This is a genomic window from Massilia sp. DJPM01 (genome assembly GCF_030348125.1).
Classification (GTDB): Bacteria; Pseudomonadota; Gammaproteobacteria; order Burkholderiales; family Burkholderiaceae_D; genus Telluria_A; species Telluria_A frigida.
Genome location: NZ_JAQOZV010000039.1, coordinates 36,906 through 50,241 on the forward strand (window position 1 = coordinate 36,906; position 13,336 = coordinate 50,241).

Consider the following 13,336-nt stretch of genomic DNA (forward strand, 5'->3'; position numbering starts at 1 on the left):
CCCCCGATTCTTTGACATGGAAGACAGAATACGCAATCATCAGCGCTTCGACCAGCCCCGCGGCCTATTCATGCGACTTGAACGTTTCACCATCGTCATCGGCGTCGCCTGGCTGCTGTTCTGGGCCCTCATGGTATCGGTCGCCGTCGAAGATTATCTGCGCGATGGCGGCAAGACGGTGTGGCAGCCGGTGCTGTGGGAAAGCTCCTCAATGCTGGCCGCAAGCAGCCTGCTGGCGCTCCAGCGGCGCCTGACGCGCAAATACGACTATCTGCTGGCAACACCGTGGCGCTGGTTCGGCTTGCAGACGCTATACCTGCCGATGTACTGGATCGCGTTCGTGCCGATCGCGTTCGGCATCCGCCATGGCGTGTACGCGCTGGCCGGTTCGCGCTACGAGCACGAAGCCTGGGGCCCGACCTTCTTTTACGAATCGCTCAAGCTGTCCGTGTTTGTCGGCCTGTTCACGGTCATCGTGTTCGGCATCCTGTCGTATCAGGAGCTGCTGGAGGCGAAGCTGCGCGCCGAGAAGGCCAACGCCCTGCTGCGCGAGGCGCACCTGCAACGCCTGCGCCAGCAGATGCAGCCGCACTTTCTGTTCAATGCGCTCAACACCATTTCCTCGCTGATGCATTCCGACGTGGCGCGCGCCGACGCCACGCTGATCCAGCTGGCCGACGTGCTGCGTGCCACGCTCGACGTCGGCGAACTGCAGGTCGCGCCGCTATCGACCGAACTGCGGCTGGTGCGCGGCTATGCGCGCGTGATGGAAGAACGCTACGCCGAACGCGTGGCCATCGAATGGCGGATCGACGACGATGCGCTGGCCTGCCCCGTGCCGGTGATGAGCATCCAGCCGCTGCTCGAAAATATCTTCAAGCACACCGTGGAGAAGCGGCGCGGGACGACGCATATCGCCATCGCCGCCAGCCGCCATGACGGCATGCTGGTGGTGACCCTGGACGACGACACCGGCACGCTGGCGCCGGATGCACCGGCTGGCGTTGGCCTGTCCAACCTGCGCGAGCGCATGGCGGCACTGTACGGCGAGCGCGCCAGCCTGGCCCTGTCGGCGCTGGCGCCGGGGGGCGTGCGCGCGCTCATGAGGGTGCCATGCGCATCCTGATCGTCGACGATGAGCGCCCCGCGCGCGCCAAGCTGCGCCACCTGCTGGAACAGGAGGCCGACGTCGAGGCCATTGCCGAAGCGTGCGACGGGATCGACGCCATGCAGCAGATCGCGGCGTTCGCGCCGGACGCACTGTTTTTGGATATCCAGATGCCCGAGGTGAGCGGCCTGGAACTGGCCGCCTCGCTGCCCGCGCCGGCGCCGCTGATCGTGTTCGCGACCGCGTTCGACCAGTATGCCTTGAAGGCCTTCGACGCCAACGCCATCGATTATCTGCTCAAGCCCTATGACCAGGCCCGCCTGCGGCGCGCCTTGCAGCGCCTGCGCGAACGCCTGCTGGCGCGCAGCGCACAGCCACTGCCGCCATTCGCGGGCGAGCATGCGCTGCGCCAGTTGCTGGTGACCGAACGGGGCGTCACGCGCGTGATCCGTGTCGACCAGATCGGGTGGATCGAAACGGCCGACAATTACGTGGTGCTGCACACGGCCGGCGAGCAGCCGCTGATGCGGCAAACGCTGGCCGGCCTGCTCGACAAGCTGGGACCGGGATTCGTACGCTGCCACCGGCGCGCAGCCGTACAGCTGGCATGGATCGAACGGGTCGAGGCGCTCGACAAGGGCGACTGCGAACTGGTGCTGCGCGACGGCGCGCGCGTACCGTGCAGCCGCCAGTACCGGGCCGCCGTGATCGCGCTTTTGTAAGGCCGCGCCCCGTTTCGCCCCACCGGGAGCCCGGCTCGCCCCATTTCGCTGGTGCGCCGGAGCGTGTCAAGCCAGACTGGGGGTTTTCCACTCACGAAGCGCGCGCCATGACTTCCTCCCCCAACCGGCTCTGGTTCCTCGACTGGGTCCGCATTCTCGCTTTTTTTGTATTGATCCTCTACCACGTCGGCATGTATTACGTGACGTGGGACTGGCATGTCAAAAGTCCCTTCGCCAGCCATGCCATCGAGCCGCTGATGCTGCTGTCGTCGCCGTGGCGCCTGGGATTGCTGTTCCTGGTGTCCGGCGTGGCATCGAGCCTGATGCTGGTAAAGACCGGCGCCGGCCGTTTCCTGCGCCAGCGCAGTGCGCGCCTGCTGCTGCCGCTCATCTTCGGCATGCTGGTGGTGGTGCCGCCGCAGGCGTACTTTGAAGTGGTGGAAAAGGTGGCCTACCAGGGCGGCTACGGCGACTTCATGCAGTTGTACCTCGGCCGTTATCATGGATTCTGCCGGGGCACCGACTGCCTGATCATGCCGACCTGGAACCATCTGTGGTTCGTGGCCTACCTGTGGGTGTACACGCTCCTGCTGGGTGGCCTGGTGATGGCGCTCGGCGAACATGTCGACCGGCTGGCCGTGCGCGTCGGCGCGCTGCTGGCCGGATGGAAGATCATCGTGCTGCCGGTGGCGGTACTGGCCATCGCGCGCATGGCGCTGCTGTCGCGCTTTCCGACCACGCATGCGCTGGTGGACGACTGGTTCAACCATGCGAGCTATCTGTTCCTGTTCCTGCTCGGGGCCATGCTCGCGCGCACGCCGCAGTTCTGGCCGCGCCTGCAAGCGCTGCGCTGGCACGGCCTGGGAATGGCGGCAGCCGGCTGGGCCGCACTGACCATTTACTATGCGCTGCCGGATGAGCTGGTCTCGGCGCAGGCACAGATACCGCTGATGCACGCGCAACGCATCGTGTATTGCCTGTTTGCGTGGAGCGCGATCGTGGCCGTGCTGGGATTTGCGCACCGCCACCTCAATTGCGACAGCGCCAACCGGCGCTATCTGGCGCAGGCGGTGTTCCCCGTGTACATCGTGCATCAGACGCTGATCGTCGTGATCGCCCATGCCATCCAGCCGGCCAAGCTGGCACCGCCGCTCGAAGCGCTGGTGCTGATCGTGCTGACCTTGTGCCTCAGTTTTACTGTCGTCGACATCGTGCGGCGCTCACGCGTGCTTGGGCCGCTTTTCGGCATCGCTTCCAGCAATCGTGCAGATCCGGTTACCGAAGCGGGCAAGCAGCCCGCCCCGGCAACGATGTGACTGATTCCGGCCGGCGCCTTGCCGGTCGGACGCGCCCCGGTGCGTATTCTTACGTATTCTTGCCGGCGCTGGCGCCACCGGTTTTCGCGCTCGCGGAGCTGCCAGCCTGGCCAGCCGACGGAGCACCAGTGCTATTGCCCTGCATGCTGGCATGCTGGTCGCTCTGGCTGCTGCCGGCCGAACCGCCCTGGGCGTTGCCGCTCTGGCCGCTCTGCATGCTGGTGCTGCCGCGCACTTCGGTGCTGCCGTTGCCGCGCCATGCGCCACCATGTTGCGTGAACGGATCGCTGAACTTGCGCATGTTCTCCTGCTGGGTGCGTACGCTGCGCTCGGTTTCTTCCGACGCGACGCGGGCCACTTCGTCAGCCAGGGCGCGCGCGGTGCGGGTGGTTTCCTGCACGTGCTGCTCGGTCACGCGGGCCAGCTCGACCTGCGCATCGGCCGCCACGCGCGAAATGTGCTGCTGATAGGCGCGCAGTTTTTCCGTGGCCGGCTGGGCGCGCGATACGGCTGCACTGATCACGTCGGTCTGGCGGTCGGCGGTCAGCAGTTGCTGGCTGCCGATGGCAGTCTCTTCCAGCAAGGTCTGGGTCAGTTGGATGTTCAGATTGCACAGCTGCTGGAAGGAATGGAACAACGATTTCGACATATCGTTGAGGAAAGAAACTTGTGCGTCCAGGTGGCTTCGCACAGCAGGCGTCACGGATTGTGAATATGGAAACATGTAGACCTCGTTAAAAGTGATTGTTTCTAGTAAGCGAAGTTGCTGTATCGGGGACAAGCGGCCTGATATGCGACCCTTATCGCGCCGCCGCAGCGCAGGCGTGTGAGAACTCCTTGTCTCGTATCAAAACTTCTGCAAGATTCTTCTTCAGCACGAGCCCCAAGACTAGGGGACAAGGGCGATCAGAGTTTGATATAGATCAAACGTGTTCAAGTCGGCAACGTTCTCAGCCGCCGTACTGACTTGAAACGGTGCACTCGTGCTGCAATGCACCAAAAACATGCCGATGCTGCTCCGACGCCGGCCTGGCACAGGCGCTGGCAAGCAAACCCAGCCATGGCGTGAAACTTGCATGCATGGACACCCTAACAACTCGACATAGGGAGCGCTGCCATGCTGCTGAAAAATGACTTGCTCGACTACCCGGCGCAAGCGCGCACGATCCGCATCCTCTGGATCGACAGCGCCGCCAGCGCCGCTTACACCTTTGAACTGGGCGCGAAAGGTGCGCATCCCGAGCTGGCCGCGCTGTCGGCCCTGAGCGCCGACCTGCGCGAACAGCGCGCGCGCCTGCTGCCGGCCGACCCGCATGCGCCCAGCGGCGACAGCGCAGCCCTGCCCGCGCGCCACCGCCAGGTGCGCGACCGGGCCTGGACCGTGGTGCAGGCCCTGGTCGCCGAGCAACCGGCGATCTACCAGGCGCGCAAGCGCGGGCGCATGGTGATGGCGCAAAGCGCGCTGCACGGGGTATCGCATCCTTCCATCTATCGCTATCTGCGCCGCTTTTGGGAGCGCGGCCAGCATCCGGATGCGCTGCTGCCGGACTATAAGAACTCCGGCGCGCCGGGCAAGACGCGCGGCTCCAGCGCCAACGTCAAACGTGGCCGGCCGCGCAAAGCGGGCAGCCATCCGGGCCTCAATGCCGACGACGGCATCCGCCGCACCTTTCACGCGGCCGTGGCGCGGTACAGCGCCACCCATGCCGAGTTCTCGCGGCGCGGCGCGTACCGGCAAATGATCCAGGACTTCTTCGATGCCCGCGATGCCGAACTGCTGCCCACCTTCGGCCAGTTCAATTACTGGATCGGCAAGGACGTGCCCGCCGCCAGCACCTCGGCGTGAGCCATCGCCCCGGCGCACCGTGCCAGCTTGGTGCGGCGCATCGGGAACGCTCGCTTGCAGCAACAACGGCCTCCTTCGCGGGGCCGTTTTTCTATGCGGACAAGGCTTCTCCGCAATCCTTGCAATACTTCGCTTCCGGATCGTGTCCTTCGCTCAGGCACGAGGGGCAGGTACGGTTAGTGGGCTTCCAGTTCATGCGCTGCGATGTCATTTCCGCCGTCACGATCCCGGTCGGCACCGCCAGCACCCCCCATCCCAGCAGCATCATGAACGAGGCGATAAACCGTCCCAGGGTGGTCTGCGGGGTCAGGTCGCCATAGCCGACCGTGGTCATGGTCACGGTGGCCCAGTACATCGCCATCGGAATGCTGGTAAAGCCGTTTTTCGGGCCTTCGACCACGTACATCACGGTGCCCAGGATGAGCACAGCCATCATCACCACCGACAGGAAGATGAGGATCTTGCGTCCGCTCGCGCGCAGGGCGCGCCCAAGCCGGAGGTATTCGTCGATGTACAGCGTGAGCTTGAAGATGCGGAAGATGCGCAGCAGGCGCAGGATGCGGATGTCGAGGAAGGCCGACGCTTCCGGCACCAGCAGCGCAAACCAGGTCGGCAGCACCGATACCAGGTCGATCACGCCGAAAAAGCTGCTCGCGTAGCGCCACGGATGACGCACGCAGCACAGGCGCGCGACGTATTCAGCCGTGAACAGGAGCGTGAAGGTCCACTCGAGCACGTTGAGCGGCTTCTCCACCCGGCCCACCACCGAAGGCACGCTGTCGAGAATGACGACCGCGATACTGAGCAGGATGACGGCCACCAGCAGCACGTCGAAATGGCGGCCGGCGCTGGTATCGGCTTCAAAGATAATCGTGTAGACGCGCCGGCGCAGGCCGCTGTCCGGCTTGCCGAAAGCGGGCGGCGTGTGCGGCGCAATGTCCGCCGCCGGCGTGGTTTGTTCTGTCATCGTCGTGTGCGATCAGCCCGGCCAGGCCGGACCTTTCAGCTCGACCGTGTTGCCTTCGGGGTCGTCCAGGTAGATCGAAGGCCCCTCTCCTTCGGCGCCGTAACGCGATTCGACCGCGCCGGGTGTGACGCCGCATGCAATCAGATGGGTGCGGATCGACCCGGCATCGAAGGGCTCCACCCGAAAACACAGATGGTCCATATTGCGCCCTTCGCGCCCGGGCGGCGCGCCGCCAGAGCGTCCCAGTTTACCGTCGACCGGCACCAGATCGACCAGCGCAGCGCCAGCGCGCAGCTGCACCAGGCCTATGTCGTCCTGGCGCCGTTCGATCGTACAGCCAAGCACCTGGCAGTAGAACGTGGTCATGGCGCCGAGGTCCACCACCCGCAGGACCACATGGTCGATGTGACGTATGCGTATCATGACCGCCTCCTTGCCTTAGTCGGCGTGACGTTCGACCCAGACCGCGAACGCGTCGACGAACTTCTGCAGGAAGGCTTTGGTGCTGTCGTTGGTGAGCGTGTCGCCGTCGTAATGGCTGCCGATATTGGCCAGGTAGGCTTCGGGCTGCTGCATGGCGGGCATGTTCAGGAACACCAGCGACTGGCGCAGGTGATGGTTGGCGCCGAATGCGCCGAGCGCGCCCGGCGTGACGCTGACCACGGCGCACGGTTTGCTGCCCCACGCGCTCTGGCCATAGGGACGCGAGCCGACGTCGATCGCGTTTTTCAGCGCGGCGGGCACCGAGCGGTTGTATTCCGGGGTGCAGAACAGGACCCCGTCGAATTCCTTGAGCTTGTCGCGGAACTCGGTGTACACCGGCGGCGGCGCGGCGTCGTCGTCCTGGTTGTACAGGGGCAGCTGGCCGATCTCGACGATCTCCATGTCGAGCGTGGGCGGCGCCAGCAGCATCAGCGTCCTGGCGACCTTGCGGTTGAATGAATCCTTGCGCAAGCTGCCAATGATGACAGCGATTTTTCTAGAAGCCATGTCGGTCCTTTCGGGGGGTGGTCGTTCGGTCGGCGGTGGGTGAATTGTAAATCTTAACAATTTTCACAGCACCGCGCGCGCTTTCCTGAACACCCCTCGAACGGCAACCTTAGTAAGCCACGGTGAAACGCTGGCGGCTGTGCGCCGGCTTTTCCAGTTCATCGATCATGGCCACGGCGTAGTCTTCCACCGAAATGGCGCTCTTGCCAGCAGCGTCAAGCAGCAGCGCATTGCCGCCCAGGCGGAACACCCCGCTGCGCTGGCCGGGCGAAATCATGGCGGCGGGACTGAGCATGGTCCAGTCGAGCGAGGCCTCGGCGCGCAGCAGCGCGAGCGACTGGCGCGCGCCTTCGGCACTGGCGCGGTACTGCTCCGGAAAGTCCGGCGAATCGAGCAGCTGCGCGCCGGGCGCCACTTCCAGCGAACCGGCACCGCCGACCATCAGCAGGCGCGGCACGCGCGCTTCCTTGACGGCGGCGATGATGTTGCGCGCGCCGCTCACATAGTAAGCCTGCACATCGCCCTGGGCATGGCCGCTGAAGGCCGACAGCACGGCATCGGCGCCGGCCAGCTGCGCGGTCAGCGCGGCGACATCCATCACGTCCACTGCGCGCGCCTGGAGCCGCTCGCGCGGGGCCAGCTTGTCCGGGCGGGTCGACAGCGCGCTGACCGCATGGCCGCGATTGAGGGCTTCATTAAGCAAGGCTGTGCCGATAAATCCGGTGGCGCCGATCAGTACGATGTTCATTGCGAGACTCCTGCTGTGGTTTGGATGAGATGCATGATGACAGCAAGCATTGATTCGATAAATAGCAGTTGGAAAAATTCATTGTTACTCAATTCTAATCAATTAAGGAGTCATACGCACAACGGCGCACGCCGCCGATGGCGATTGATCGCCCAACTCGCATGGTTGATAATGGATTGATTCCAATTCCTTATCAATCCAGATGACGCCTCTCGACCAGATCGACCTGAACAGCCTGACCATCTTCGATGCCGTTGCCGAGGCGGGCAGTTTTACCGCCGCAGCCGACCGGCTGGGCGTGGCCAAGGCCAGGATCAGCGTGCAAATAGCGCGCCTGGAGCGCCAGCTGGGCGTGTCGCTGTTCACCCGCACCACGCGCCAGGTGGCGCCCACCGACGCCGGGCGCGCGCTGCACGCGCAATGCCAGCCGCTGCTGCGCGCCCTGTCCGACGCGCTGGCGCAGGCCGGCAGCGACCAGGGCGAACTGTCCGGCATGCTGCGCATCTCCACCACGGCGCTGCAGGTGGCGCACGCCATCGGTCCGGCGCTGGTGCAGTTCATGGCGCTGCATCCGCGCCTCACGGTCGACCTGCGCACCGCCGACAAAGTAGTCGACATGATCGCCGAAGGCATCGACCTGTCGTTTCGCATGGGCTGGCTGCGCGACTCGACCCAGCGCGCCATCAAGCTCGGGGAATTCTCGCAGCATGTGGTGGCGGCGCCATCGTATCTGCGCCAGCGCGGTTATCCGGCCACGCCGCAGGACCTGGTGCGGCACGACTGGGTGGCGCTGTCGCTGATGCGCACCCCGCACACCTGGACGTTCACCGGAGCCGATGGCGCCGAGACCGTGGTGCAGACCAATTCGCGCATGCAGGTCGATTCGCCCGCCGCCTTGCTGGCGCTGATCGAGCAAGGCGCCGGGATCTCGGTGCTGGAGGGGCAAACGCTGGCCGCGGGCCTGAAGGCCGGCGCCGTGGTCGAACTGCTGCCGCAATGGTCGCTGCCGCGCGGCGGCATGTATGCCGTGCTGCCGCCGGGACGCCAGGCGCCGGCGCGGGTGCGCGCCTTCATCGACTTTTATCGGGACTATCTGCTGCGCGCGGCGACGCCTTGACGATCGGGGAGCCCATCGTGCGGTATGATCTTCGAGGTGTTTACAGGGGGACCAGCGGCATGACTAAAAAAGATGAAGTAGTGCGGGAAATGACCGGCGTACTGCTGGAATTCATGGCCTTGACCAGGCTCGATTGGGATGCCACCTATTTCCGCTTCGCCAGGCCTGGCGGAGGGACGACCAGCTCCGAATGGCTGTATCGAAAAGACAGGGATTTGAATTACTTCCAGGGCATGGCACAACTGGAAATGACCTATCAGACCACGCTGGAGAAGCTGGCGGAGGATTTATCCGACGCGATGGTCAGCGAGGGGCGGGAGCGGCCTGTCGTCATCGTCGCCACGGTCGATAGCGGGAAAAACTACAATCTGAAGTTCGATTACAAGAACCCCTCCGCACTGGAGATTCGGCTGCTCAGTCTGGGAATGGCGAATTCCTATTTTGGCGATGACATCGTCATCGATAAAACCGTCGGGGAATTTCAGGAGCACTTGAAAGGCCTGGCGCCGTAAGACGGCAAAACCCCGGCGGCTGCATCGAATGAACCGGGGCCTTACAGCCAGCGGTTGACGGGGGCGTTGCGCAGGCACGCCGTCATGCGCGCTTCGTCGACGATGCCGCGGCCTGCCAGCTGCGCGCCAATCTCAAGGAAGATCGCGTGATCTTCGGCGCAGCCGGTGTTCCCGCACAGCAGATCGAGCGCCTGTTCCAGCACCCGCGCCTGCGCCGCCTCGTGCGCCGCGACGATCAGGTCGCGCATGCGCAGCTTGAGGCGGCGGTTGGCGCGCTCGCCCTCGTCCTCGCTGCCGAAGTCAGTGCCGTGGTAGCGATCGACATCGTCTGCCAGCGCCGCCAATTGTTCGAGCAAATCCACCGCTAAATCCTGCCACGCCGGAACTCGGCCAGAAATTTCTTCGCCTGCGCGGCGCTCAGGACGACCACCGGATCGCCATGCCACGCATACAAAAACGGCGTGCCGCCCAGGCGATCGGTTAATTTGGCCGACAGCAGGAAGCGGGTGCCGGGCGGATGGAGCGCCGGGTCCACCAGCGCCCGCGCGCACTGCACGCGCAGGCTGGGGGCAAAGGCTTGCCCCGCCATCGGGCGGACGCGCAAGGCGCCGCTGCGCGCATCGACGAACGATTCGACCGCCACGTCGCGGTAAGCCCAGGTATCGCGTGCCATGCTTATGCCTTCACTGCCAGCGCCGGTGCGCGAACGACATGCGCTTCGCGGATCGGCAGGTTGATGAGGGCCGCGGCCAGGGCGAGCACGATGTCGGCGTACCACATCCAGGTAAAGTCGCCATAGGCCACGAACGAGAGCCCGCCGAGCCACGCGCCGAAGAAGCCGCCCACCTGGTGCGACAGCAGCGTCAAGCCGAACAGCGTCGACAGGTAGCGCATGCCGAACAGTTTGCCGACCAGGCCCGCCGTGGGCGGCACCGTCGCCAGCCAGGTGAAACCGAGCGCGCCGGCGAACAGGTAGAAGGTCATGGCGGTCTTGGGCGCCAGCAGGAAGGCGATGACGATCACGGCGCGGCTGGCGTACATCAGGGCCAGCAGGGACTTCATGCGGTAGCGGGTCGACAGCGCGCCGGCGGTCAGGCTGCCGGCGATGTTGAACAAGCCGATCAGCGCAAGCGCATTGGCCGACACGCCCGCCGGCAGGCCGCACAGGCCCACCTCGCCCGGCAGGTGCGTGACCAGGAAGGCGATGTGAAAGCCGCAGGTGAAAAAGCCGGCGTGCAGGCACAGGTAGCTGCGGTCGCGCAGCGCGATCTTGATCTGCGCGCCCAGGCCGATGCCGGGTGCATCAAGCGGCTTGGGCGGCGCCGCGATAGCGGGATCGGGCTTGGCCAGCCCGGCGCCCTTGCGCAGCGGCCAGGCCAGGGGAATGGTGAGCAGGGTGGTGGCCGCCATGGTCAGCATCGCCGCGATCCAGCCGGCGCTGTTGATGATCGCCTGCATCAGCGGCGCGAACACGAACTGGCCGAACGAGCCGCCGGCGTTGATGAAGCCCGCCGCGAACGGCCGGCGCGCGGCCGGCAAGCGCTGCGCGGTAGCGCCGATCAGGATCGAGAAGCTGCCCGCGCCCGCCCCCGCCGCCGTCAACACGCCCATGGTCAGCATCAGGCCCCACTGCGAAGACACGAATGGCGTTAGCGCCATGCCCGCCGCGAGCATGAAGGCGCCGAGGATGATGACCTTGGCCGAGCCCCATTTGTCGGCCACCGCGCCGAACACCGGCTGCGCCGCGCCCCACACGAACTGGCCGATCGCCATGGCGAAGCTGATCGAGGCCACGCCCAGCCCGGTCGAGGTGTTAATCGGCGAGAGAAACAGGCCGGTGGTCAGGCGCGCGCCCATCGTGATCATCAGTATCGCCGAGGCGGCGAGGATCAGCAGCCACGCGGCGCGCGGCGTCATCTCATTCTGGGTGGGCATGGGGCAGGTCCTCGATCAGTGGAGTGAGTTGGGTAAGCGTGCTTTCCAGCTGGGCGTGCAGGGCGCGCACGGCCTCGCGCCCGACCAGTTGTTCGAATGCGTGCTGGGCGCCGCACCACACCGGGTAGGAGGCGGCGAGTTTTTGCTGCCCGGACATGGTGATGGTGACGATGCGCTGGCGGCTGTCGGCACCGGGGCGCGCGACGACCCAGCCGGCGTCCATCAGCGGCTTGAGGTTGCGCGTGAGCGTGGTGCGTTCCATGCCCAGGCGTTCGGCCAGCTCGGCCACCGGCAACGCCTCGCGCGCGACGTTGGCCAGCACGCTGTACTGGGTGGTCTTCAGGCCCACGGCGGCCATATGGTGGTCGTACACGCGCGACATGGCGCGCGTGAGCTTGCGCAGCTTGAAGCAGGTACAGCCCAGCGGTTTTTCAATCGGATCGGTCATATTGTGGCGTTGCGGAAATAGGTGCAGGTACACTGATTGTTTGAAGTATATTACAATTCACGAACCGTGTGCGCATCTCCCGGCTTTTTAACCATCAAGCAAAAGGATGATCATGGAACAGCAAGACAAACGCCAGCAATGGCTGGACGAGGCCGCTGCAATGCGCGCCAGACTGGCCGCGCCGGGCGTGGCGGACCGCGCCACCTTGCGTAGCAGCAGCGGCATGGAATTTTTGGATGGCATCGGCAGCGGCGCCCTGCCCCCGGCGCCGATCGCGCACTTGATGGGGATCCTGCCGATGTCGGTGGAGCCCGGCCGCACGGTATTCCAGGGAACCCCGGAGCGGGCGCACTACAACCCGAGCGGCGTGGTGCACGGCGGCTACGCGGCGACCATGCTCGACACCGCGCTCGGCTGCGCGATCCACACAATGCTCCCGGCCGGCAAGGGATACACGACCCTGGAGCTGAAGGTGAACCATATCCGCGCGATGACCGATACGACCGGGCCGGTGCGGGCCGAGGCGACGGTGGTCAGCGTGGGGGGCCAGGTCGGCGTTGCCGAAGCGCGCATCACCGATGCGAACGGCAAGCTGTACGCATTTGCGACGACAACCTGCCTGGTATTCGATATCAGCGCTGGCTGATGAGGGACAGGTTGCCGCTGCCGTCTTGCAGCACGCTGGCGCTGAAGGCGTTGCCGGTTTGCCTGATGCGCGAGAAGTTGCCTGTCGTCCAGGAGAGCGCGCCATTCTGCAGCGCGCTGGCGCGGTTGTCGCTGCCGGTCTGGATGATCTCCGAGACGCTGCCGTTCAAGGTCGACGTCGCCGAGGCAAGGTTCTCGTTCCCGGTCTGGACGATGGTCGAGCCATTGACCTGCCCGCTTTCATCGGCACGGGCGACGTTGCGCTCGCCCCGTTGCACGATCGATTGGTCTACCGTGAAGGTGGTGCCGTTCTGGCGCACCGAGGCGTCGTTCAGCGCGCCGGCCTGGTCGACCCGGACGAAGGAGTAGGCGGCATCGGACAGGTCGATGAGTACCTTGTTGGCGATGCCGGCCTGCTCGATGTCCGGTCCGCCGTATCCCGAAAAGTAATGTTGCACCACGATCCGGTTAGCCGCACCGGTCTGGCGCGCGCGCACCGAGAAGGTGGGAATGTCCTTCTGGTTGATGGAAGTGACGTTGGCGCTGCCGCGCTGTTCGAGGGTCAGGCTTGAACTGTTCACATTGTCCTGCCTGAACAGGGCCACATTATCCTGGCCGGCCTGGAGCAGCTTGTTGTCGCTGCGGTCCGTATGGTCCTGCAGGATGTTGGCGTGGTTCGCCCTGCCATCCTGACGAACATGCACACGCGCCACAGTGGCGATCTGGACAATGCCACTGTCACCCATGGCCGGGTCGCCGATGACGTTGCCGGTGCCGATTTGCGTCACGTCCACCTGGGCATCGTCGTTGCTCTCGCGCTGCTCGACCAAGCTCTTGTTGCCGCTTCCCTGCTGGGTGGTGTTGACGTATGCCTGCGGCAGCGCCGGGCCGCTGGCCAACGCCAGGGCGGTGGCGAGGGCCGATAGTGCGGATTTCATGATCTTTCTCCCCATGGTTGAACTTGTTGAATCAAGTTCAAGTG

17 protein-coding genes are annotated in these 13,336 nt (G+C 65.0%); 7 read left to right on the forward strand and 10 right to left on the reverse strand.

Going from position 1 to position 13,336, the window contains the following annotated elements; all coding sequences use genetic code 11:
• The first annotated feature begins 70 nt into the window (after window positions 1-70).
• From PO883_RS22480 to PO883_RS22490, 3 genes are all read left to right on the forward strand, one after another.
• Window positions 71-1,126 (forward strand): sensor histidine kinase, encoded by a 1,056-nt coding sequence (locus PO883_RS22480; RefSeq protein ID WP_289311731.1) that lies wholly within the window; start codon window positions 71-73, stop codon window positions 1,124-1,126.
• Entirely contained in the window at window positions 1,114-1,830 is a 717-nt protein-coding gene (locus PO883_RS22485; protein WP_289311732.1) for a LytTR family DNA-binding domain-containing protein, read from the forward strand. Before PO883_RS22480 ends, PO883_RS22485 begins: the two co-directional genes overlap by 13 nt.
• Window positions 1,831-1,937: 107 nt before the next feature.
• Window positions 1,938-3,146, forward strand: a complete 1,209-nt coding sequence (locus tag PO883_RS22490) for an acyltransferase family protein (RefSeq protein ID WP_289311733.1) — start codon at window positions 1,938-1,940, stop codon at window positions 3,144-3,146.
• Window positions 3,147-3,195: 49 nt separating this feature from the next.
• Here the strand turns inward: PO883_RS22490 and phaP are convergent, their stop codons facing one another.
• Window positions 3,196-3,870 carry a TIGR01841 family phasin gene (gene phaP, locus PO883_RS22495; RefSeq protein WP_167085029.1) on the reverse strand — a complete coding sequence of 225 codons (675 nt, stop codon included), beginning with the start codon at window positions 3,868-3,870 and terminating at the stop codon, window positions 3,196-3,198.
• 393 nt (window positions 3,871-4,263) lie between these two features.
• Between phaP and PO883_RS22500 the strand changes: the two genes are divergently transcribed.
• On the forward strand, window positions 4,264-4,992 hold the full coding sequence (locus PO883_RS22500) for a hypothetical protein (protein WP_289311734.1): 729 nt from the start codon (window positions 4,264-4,266) through the stop codon (window positions 4,990-4,992).
• Window positions 4,993-5,083: 91 nt separating this feature from the next.
• On the opposite strand, the gene PO883_RS22505 is transcribed toward PO883_RS22500, so the two are convergent.
• The 4 genes from PO883_RS22505 to PO883_RS22520 form a co-directional block, all read right to left on the reverse strand.
• Complete coding sequence (locus PO883_RS22505; RefSeq protein ID WP_289311735.1) at window positions 5,084-5,959, reverse strand: ion transporter; 876 nt, start codon at window positions 5,957-5,959, stop codon at window positions 5,084-5,086.
• Between the two features lie 12 nt (window positions 5,960-5,971).
• Window positions 5,972-6,382, reverse strand: coding sequence for a VOC family protein (locus PO883_RS22510; protein WP_167085035.1), 411 nt, complete (start codon window positions 6,380-6,382; stop codon window positions 5,972-5,974).
• A gap of 15 nt (window positions 6,383-6,397) precedes the next feature.
• Window positions 6,398-6,949 carry an NADPH-dependent FMN reductase gene (locus tag PO883_RS22515; RefSeq protein ID WP_289311736.1) on the reverse strand — a complete coding sequence of 184 codons (552 nt, stop codon included), beginning with the start codon at window positions 6,947-6,949 and terminating at the stop codon, window positions 6,398-6,400.
• Between the two features lie 109 nt (window positions 6,950-7,058).
• On the reverse strand, window positions 7,059-7,697 hold the full coding sequence (locus PO883_RS22520) for an NAD(P)-dependent oxidoreductase (RefSeq protein ID WP_289311737.1): 639 nt from the start codon (window positions 7,695-7,697) through the stop codon (window positions 7,059-7,061).
• A gap of 202 nt (window positions 7,698-7,899) precedes the next feature.
• Between PO883_RS22520 and PO883_RS22525 the strand changes: the two genes are divergently transcribed.
• Window positions 7,900-8,814 carry a LysR family transcriptional regulator gene (locus tag PO883_RS22525; RefSeq protein WP_289311738.1) on the forward strand — a complete coding sequence of 305 codons (915 nt, stop codon included), beginning with the start codon at window positions 7,900-7,902 and terminating at the stop codon, window positions 8,812-8,814.
• Window positions 8,815-8,873: 59 nt separating this feature from the next.
• Complete coding sequence (locus PO883_RS22530) at window positions 8,874-9,326, forward strand: hypothetical protein (protein ID WP_289311739.1); 453 nt, start codon at window positions 8,874-8,876, stop codon at window positions 9,324-9,326.
• Window positions 9,327-9,367: 41 nt separating this feature from the next.
• On the opposite strand, the gene PO883_RS22535 is transcribed toward PO883_RS22530, so the two are convergent.
• From PO883_RS22535 to PO883_RS22550, 4 genes are read right to left on the reverse strand one after another with little or no spacing between them, the layout of a single operon-like run.
• The gene (locus tag PO883_RS22535) at window positions 9,368-9,688 is read right to left on the reverse strand and encodes a hypothetical protein (RefSeq protein WP_289311740.1); all 321 of its coding nucleotides are present in this window, start codon (window positions 9,686-9,688) and stop codon (window positions 9,368-9,370) included.
• A gap of 2 nt (window positions 9,689-9,690) precedes the next feature.
• A complete protein-coding gene (locus PO883_RS22540) occupies window positions 9,691-9,999 on the reverse strand; it encodes a hypothetical protein (protein WP_167085046.1) in 309 nt (102 codons plus the stop codon).
• Window positions 10,000-10,001: 2 nt separating this feature from the next.
• Window positions 10,002-11,261: an MFS transporter gene (locus PO883_RS22545; RefSeq protein WP_289311741.1), complete on the reverse strand. Its 1,260-nt coding sequence runs from the start codon at window positions 11,259-11,261 to the stop codon at window positions 10,002-10,004.
• Window positions 11,245-11,709, reverse strand: a complete 465-nt coding sequence (locus PO883_RS22550) for a MarR family winged helix-turn-helix transcriptional regulator (protein ID WP_289311742.1) — start codon at window positions 11,707-11,709, stop codon at window positions 11,245-11,247. The genes PO883_RS22545 and PO883_RS22550 overlap by 17 nt, the downstream gene beginning before the upstream one ends.
• 112 nt (window positions 11,710-11,821) lie before the next feature.
• On the opposite strand from PO883_RS22550, the gene PO883_RS22555 reads away from it, so the two are divergent.
• Window positions 11,822-12,355 (forward strand): PaaI family thioesterase, encoded by a 534-nt coding sequence (locus PO883_RS22555; RefSeq protein WP_289311743.1) that lies wholly within the window; start codon window positions 11,822-11,824, stop codon window positions 12,353-12,355.
• On the opposite strand, the gene PO883_RS22560 is transcribed toward PO883_RS22555, so the two are convergent.
• The gene (locus PO883_RS22560) at window positions 12,342-13,292 is read right to left on the reverse strand and encodes a hypothetical protein (RefSeq protein ID WP_289311744.1); all 951 of its coding nucleotides are present in this window, start codon (window positions 13,290-13,292) and stop codon (window positions 12,342-12,344) included. The two genes, PO883_RS22555 and PO883_RS22560, sit on opposite strands and share 14 nt — an antisense overlap.
• Window positions 13,293-13,336 lie beyond the last annotated feature (44 nt).

Bases quoted from the DNA above. Each gene is read 5' to 3' on its own strand.
- PO883_RS22480 (WP_289311731.1), top strand. From the start codon at position 71: ATGCGACTTGAACGTTTCACCATCGTCATCGGCGTCGCCTGGCTGCTG.
- PO883_RS22485 (WP_289311732.1), top strand. From the start codon at position 1,114: ATGCGCATCCTGATCGTCGACGATGAGCGCCCCGCGCGCGCCAAGCTG.
- PO883_RS22490 (WP_289311733.1), top strand. From the start codon at position 1,938: ATGACTTCCTCCCCCAACCGGCTCTGGTTCCTCGACTGGGTCCGCATT.
- phaP (WP_167085029.1), bottom strand. From the start codon at position 3,870: ATGTTTCCATATTCACAATCCGTGACGCCTGCTGTGCGAAGCCACCTG.
- PO883_RS22500 (WP_289311734.1), top strand. From the start codon at position 4,264: ATGCTGCTGAAAAATGACTTGCTCGACTACCCGGCGCAAGCGCGCACG.
- PO883_RS22505 (WP_289311735.1), bottom strand. From the start codon at position 5,959: ATGACAGAACAAACCACGCCGGCGGCGGACATTGCGCCGCACACGCCG.
- PO883_RS22510 (WP_167085035.1), bottom strand. From the start codon at position 6,382: ATGATACGCATACGTCACATCGACCATGTGGTCCTGCGGGTGGTGGAC.
- PO883_RS22515 (WP_289311736.1), bottom strand. From the start codon at position 6,949: ATGGCTTCTAGAAAAATCGCTGTCATCATTGGCAGCTTGCGCAAGGAT.
- PO883_RS22520 (WP_289311737.1), bottom strand. From the start codon at position 7,697: ATGAACATCGTACTGATCGGCGCCACCGGATTTATCGGCACAGCCTTG.
- PO883_RS22525 (WP_289311738.1), top strand. From the start codon at position 7,900: ATGACGCCTCTCGACCAGATCGACCTGAACAGCCTGACCATCTTCGAT.
- PO883_RS22530 (WP_289311739.1), top strand. From the start codon at position 8,874: ATGACTAAAAAAGATGAAGTAGTGCGGGAAATGACCGGCGTACTGCTG.
- PO883_RS22540 (WP_167085046.1), bottom strand. From the start codon at position 9,999: ATGGCACGCGATACCTGGGCTTACCGCGACGTGGCGGTCGAATCGTTC.
- PO883_RS22545 (WP_289311741.1), bottom strand. From the start codon at position 11,261: ATGCCCACCCAGAATGAGATGACGCCGCGCGCCGCGTGGCTGCTGATC.
- PO883_RS22550 (WP_289311742.1), bottom strand. From the start codon at position 11,709: ATGACCGATCCGATTGAAAAACCGCTGGGCTGTACCTGCTTCAAGCTG.
- PO883_RS22555 (WP_289311743.1), top strand. From the start codon at position 11,822: ATGGAACAGCAAGACAAACGCCAGCAATGGCTGGACGAGGCCGCTGCA.
- PO883_RS22560 (WP_289311744.1), bottom strand. From the start codon at position 13,292: ATGAAATCCGCACTATCGGCCCTCGCCACCGCCCTGGCGTTGGCCAGC.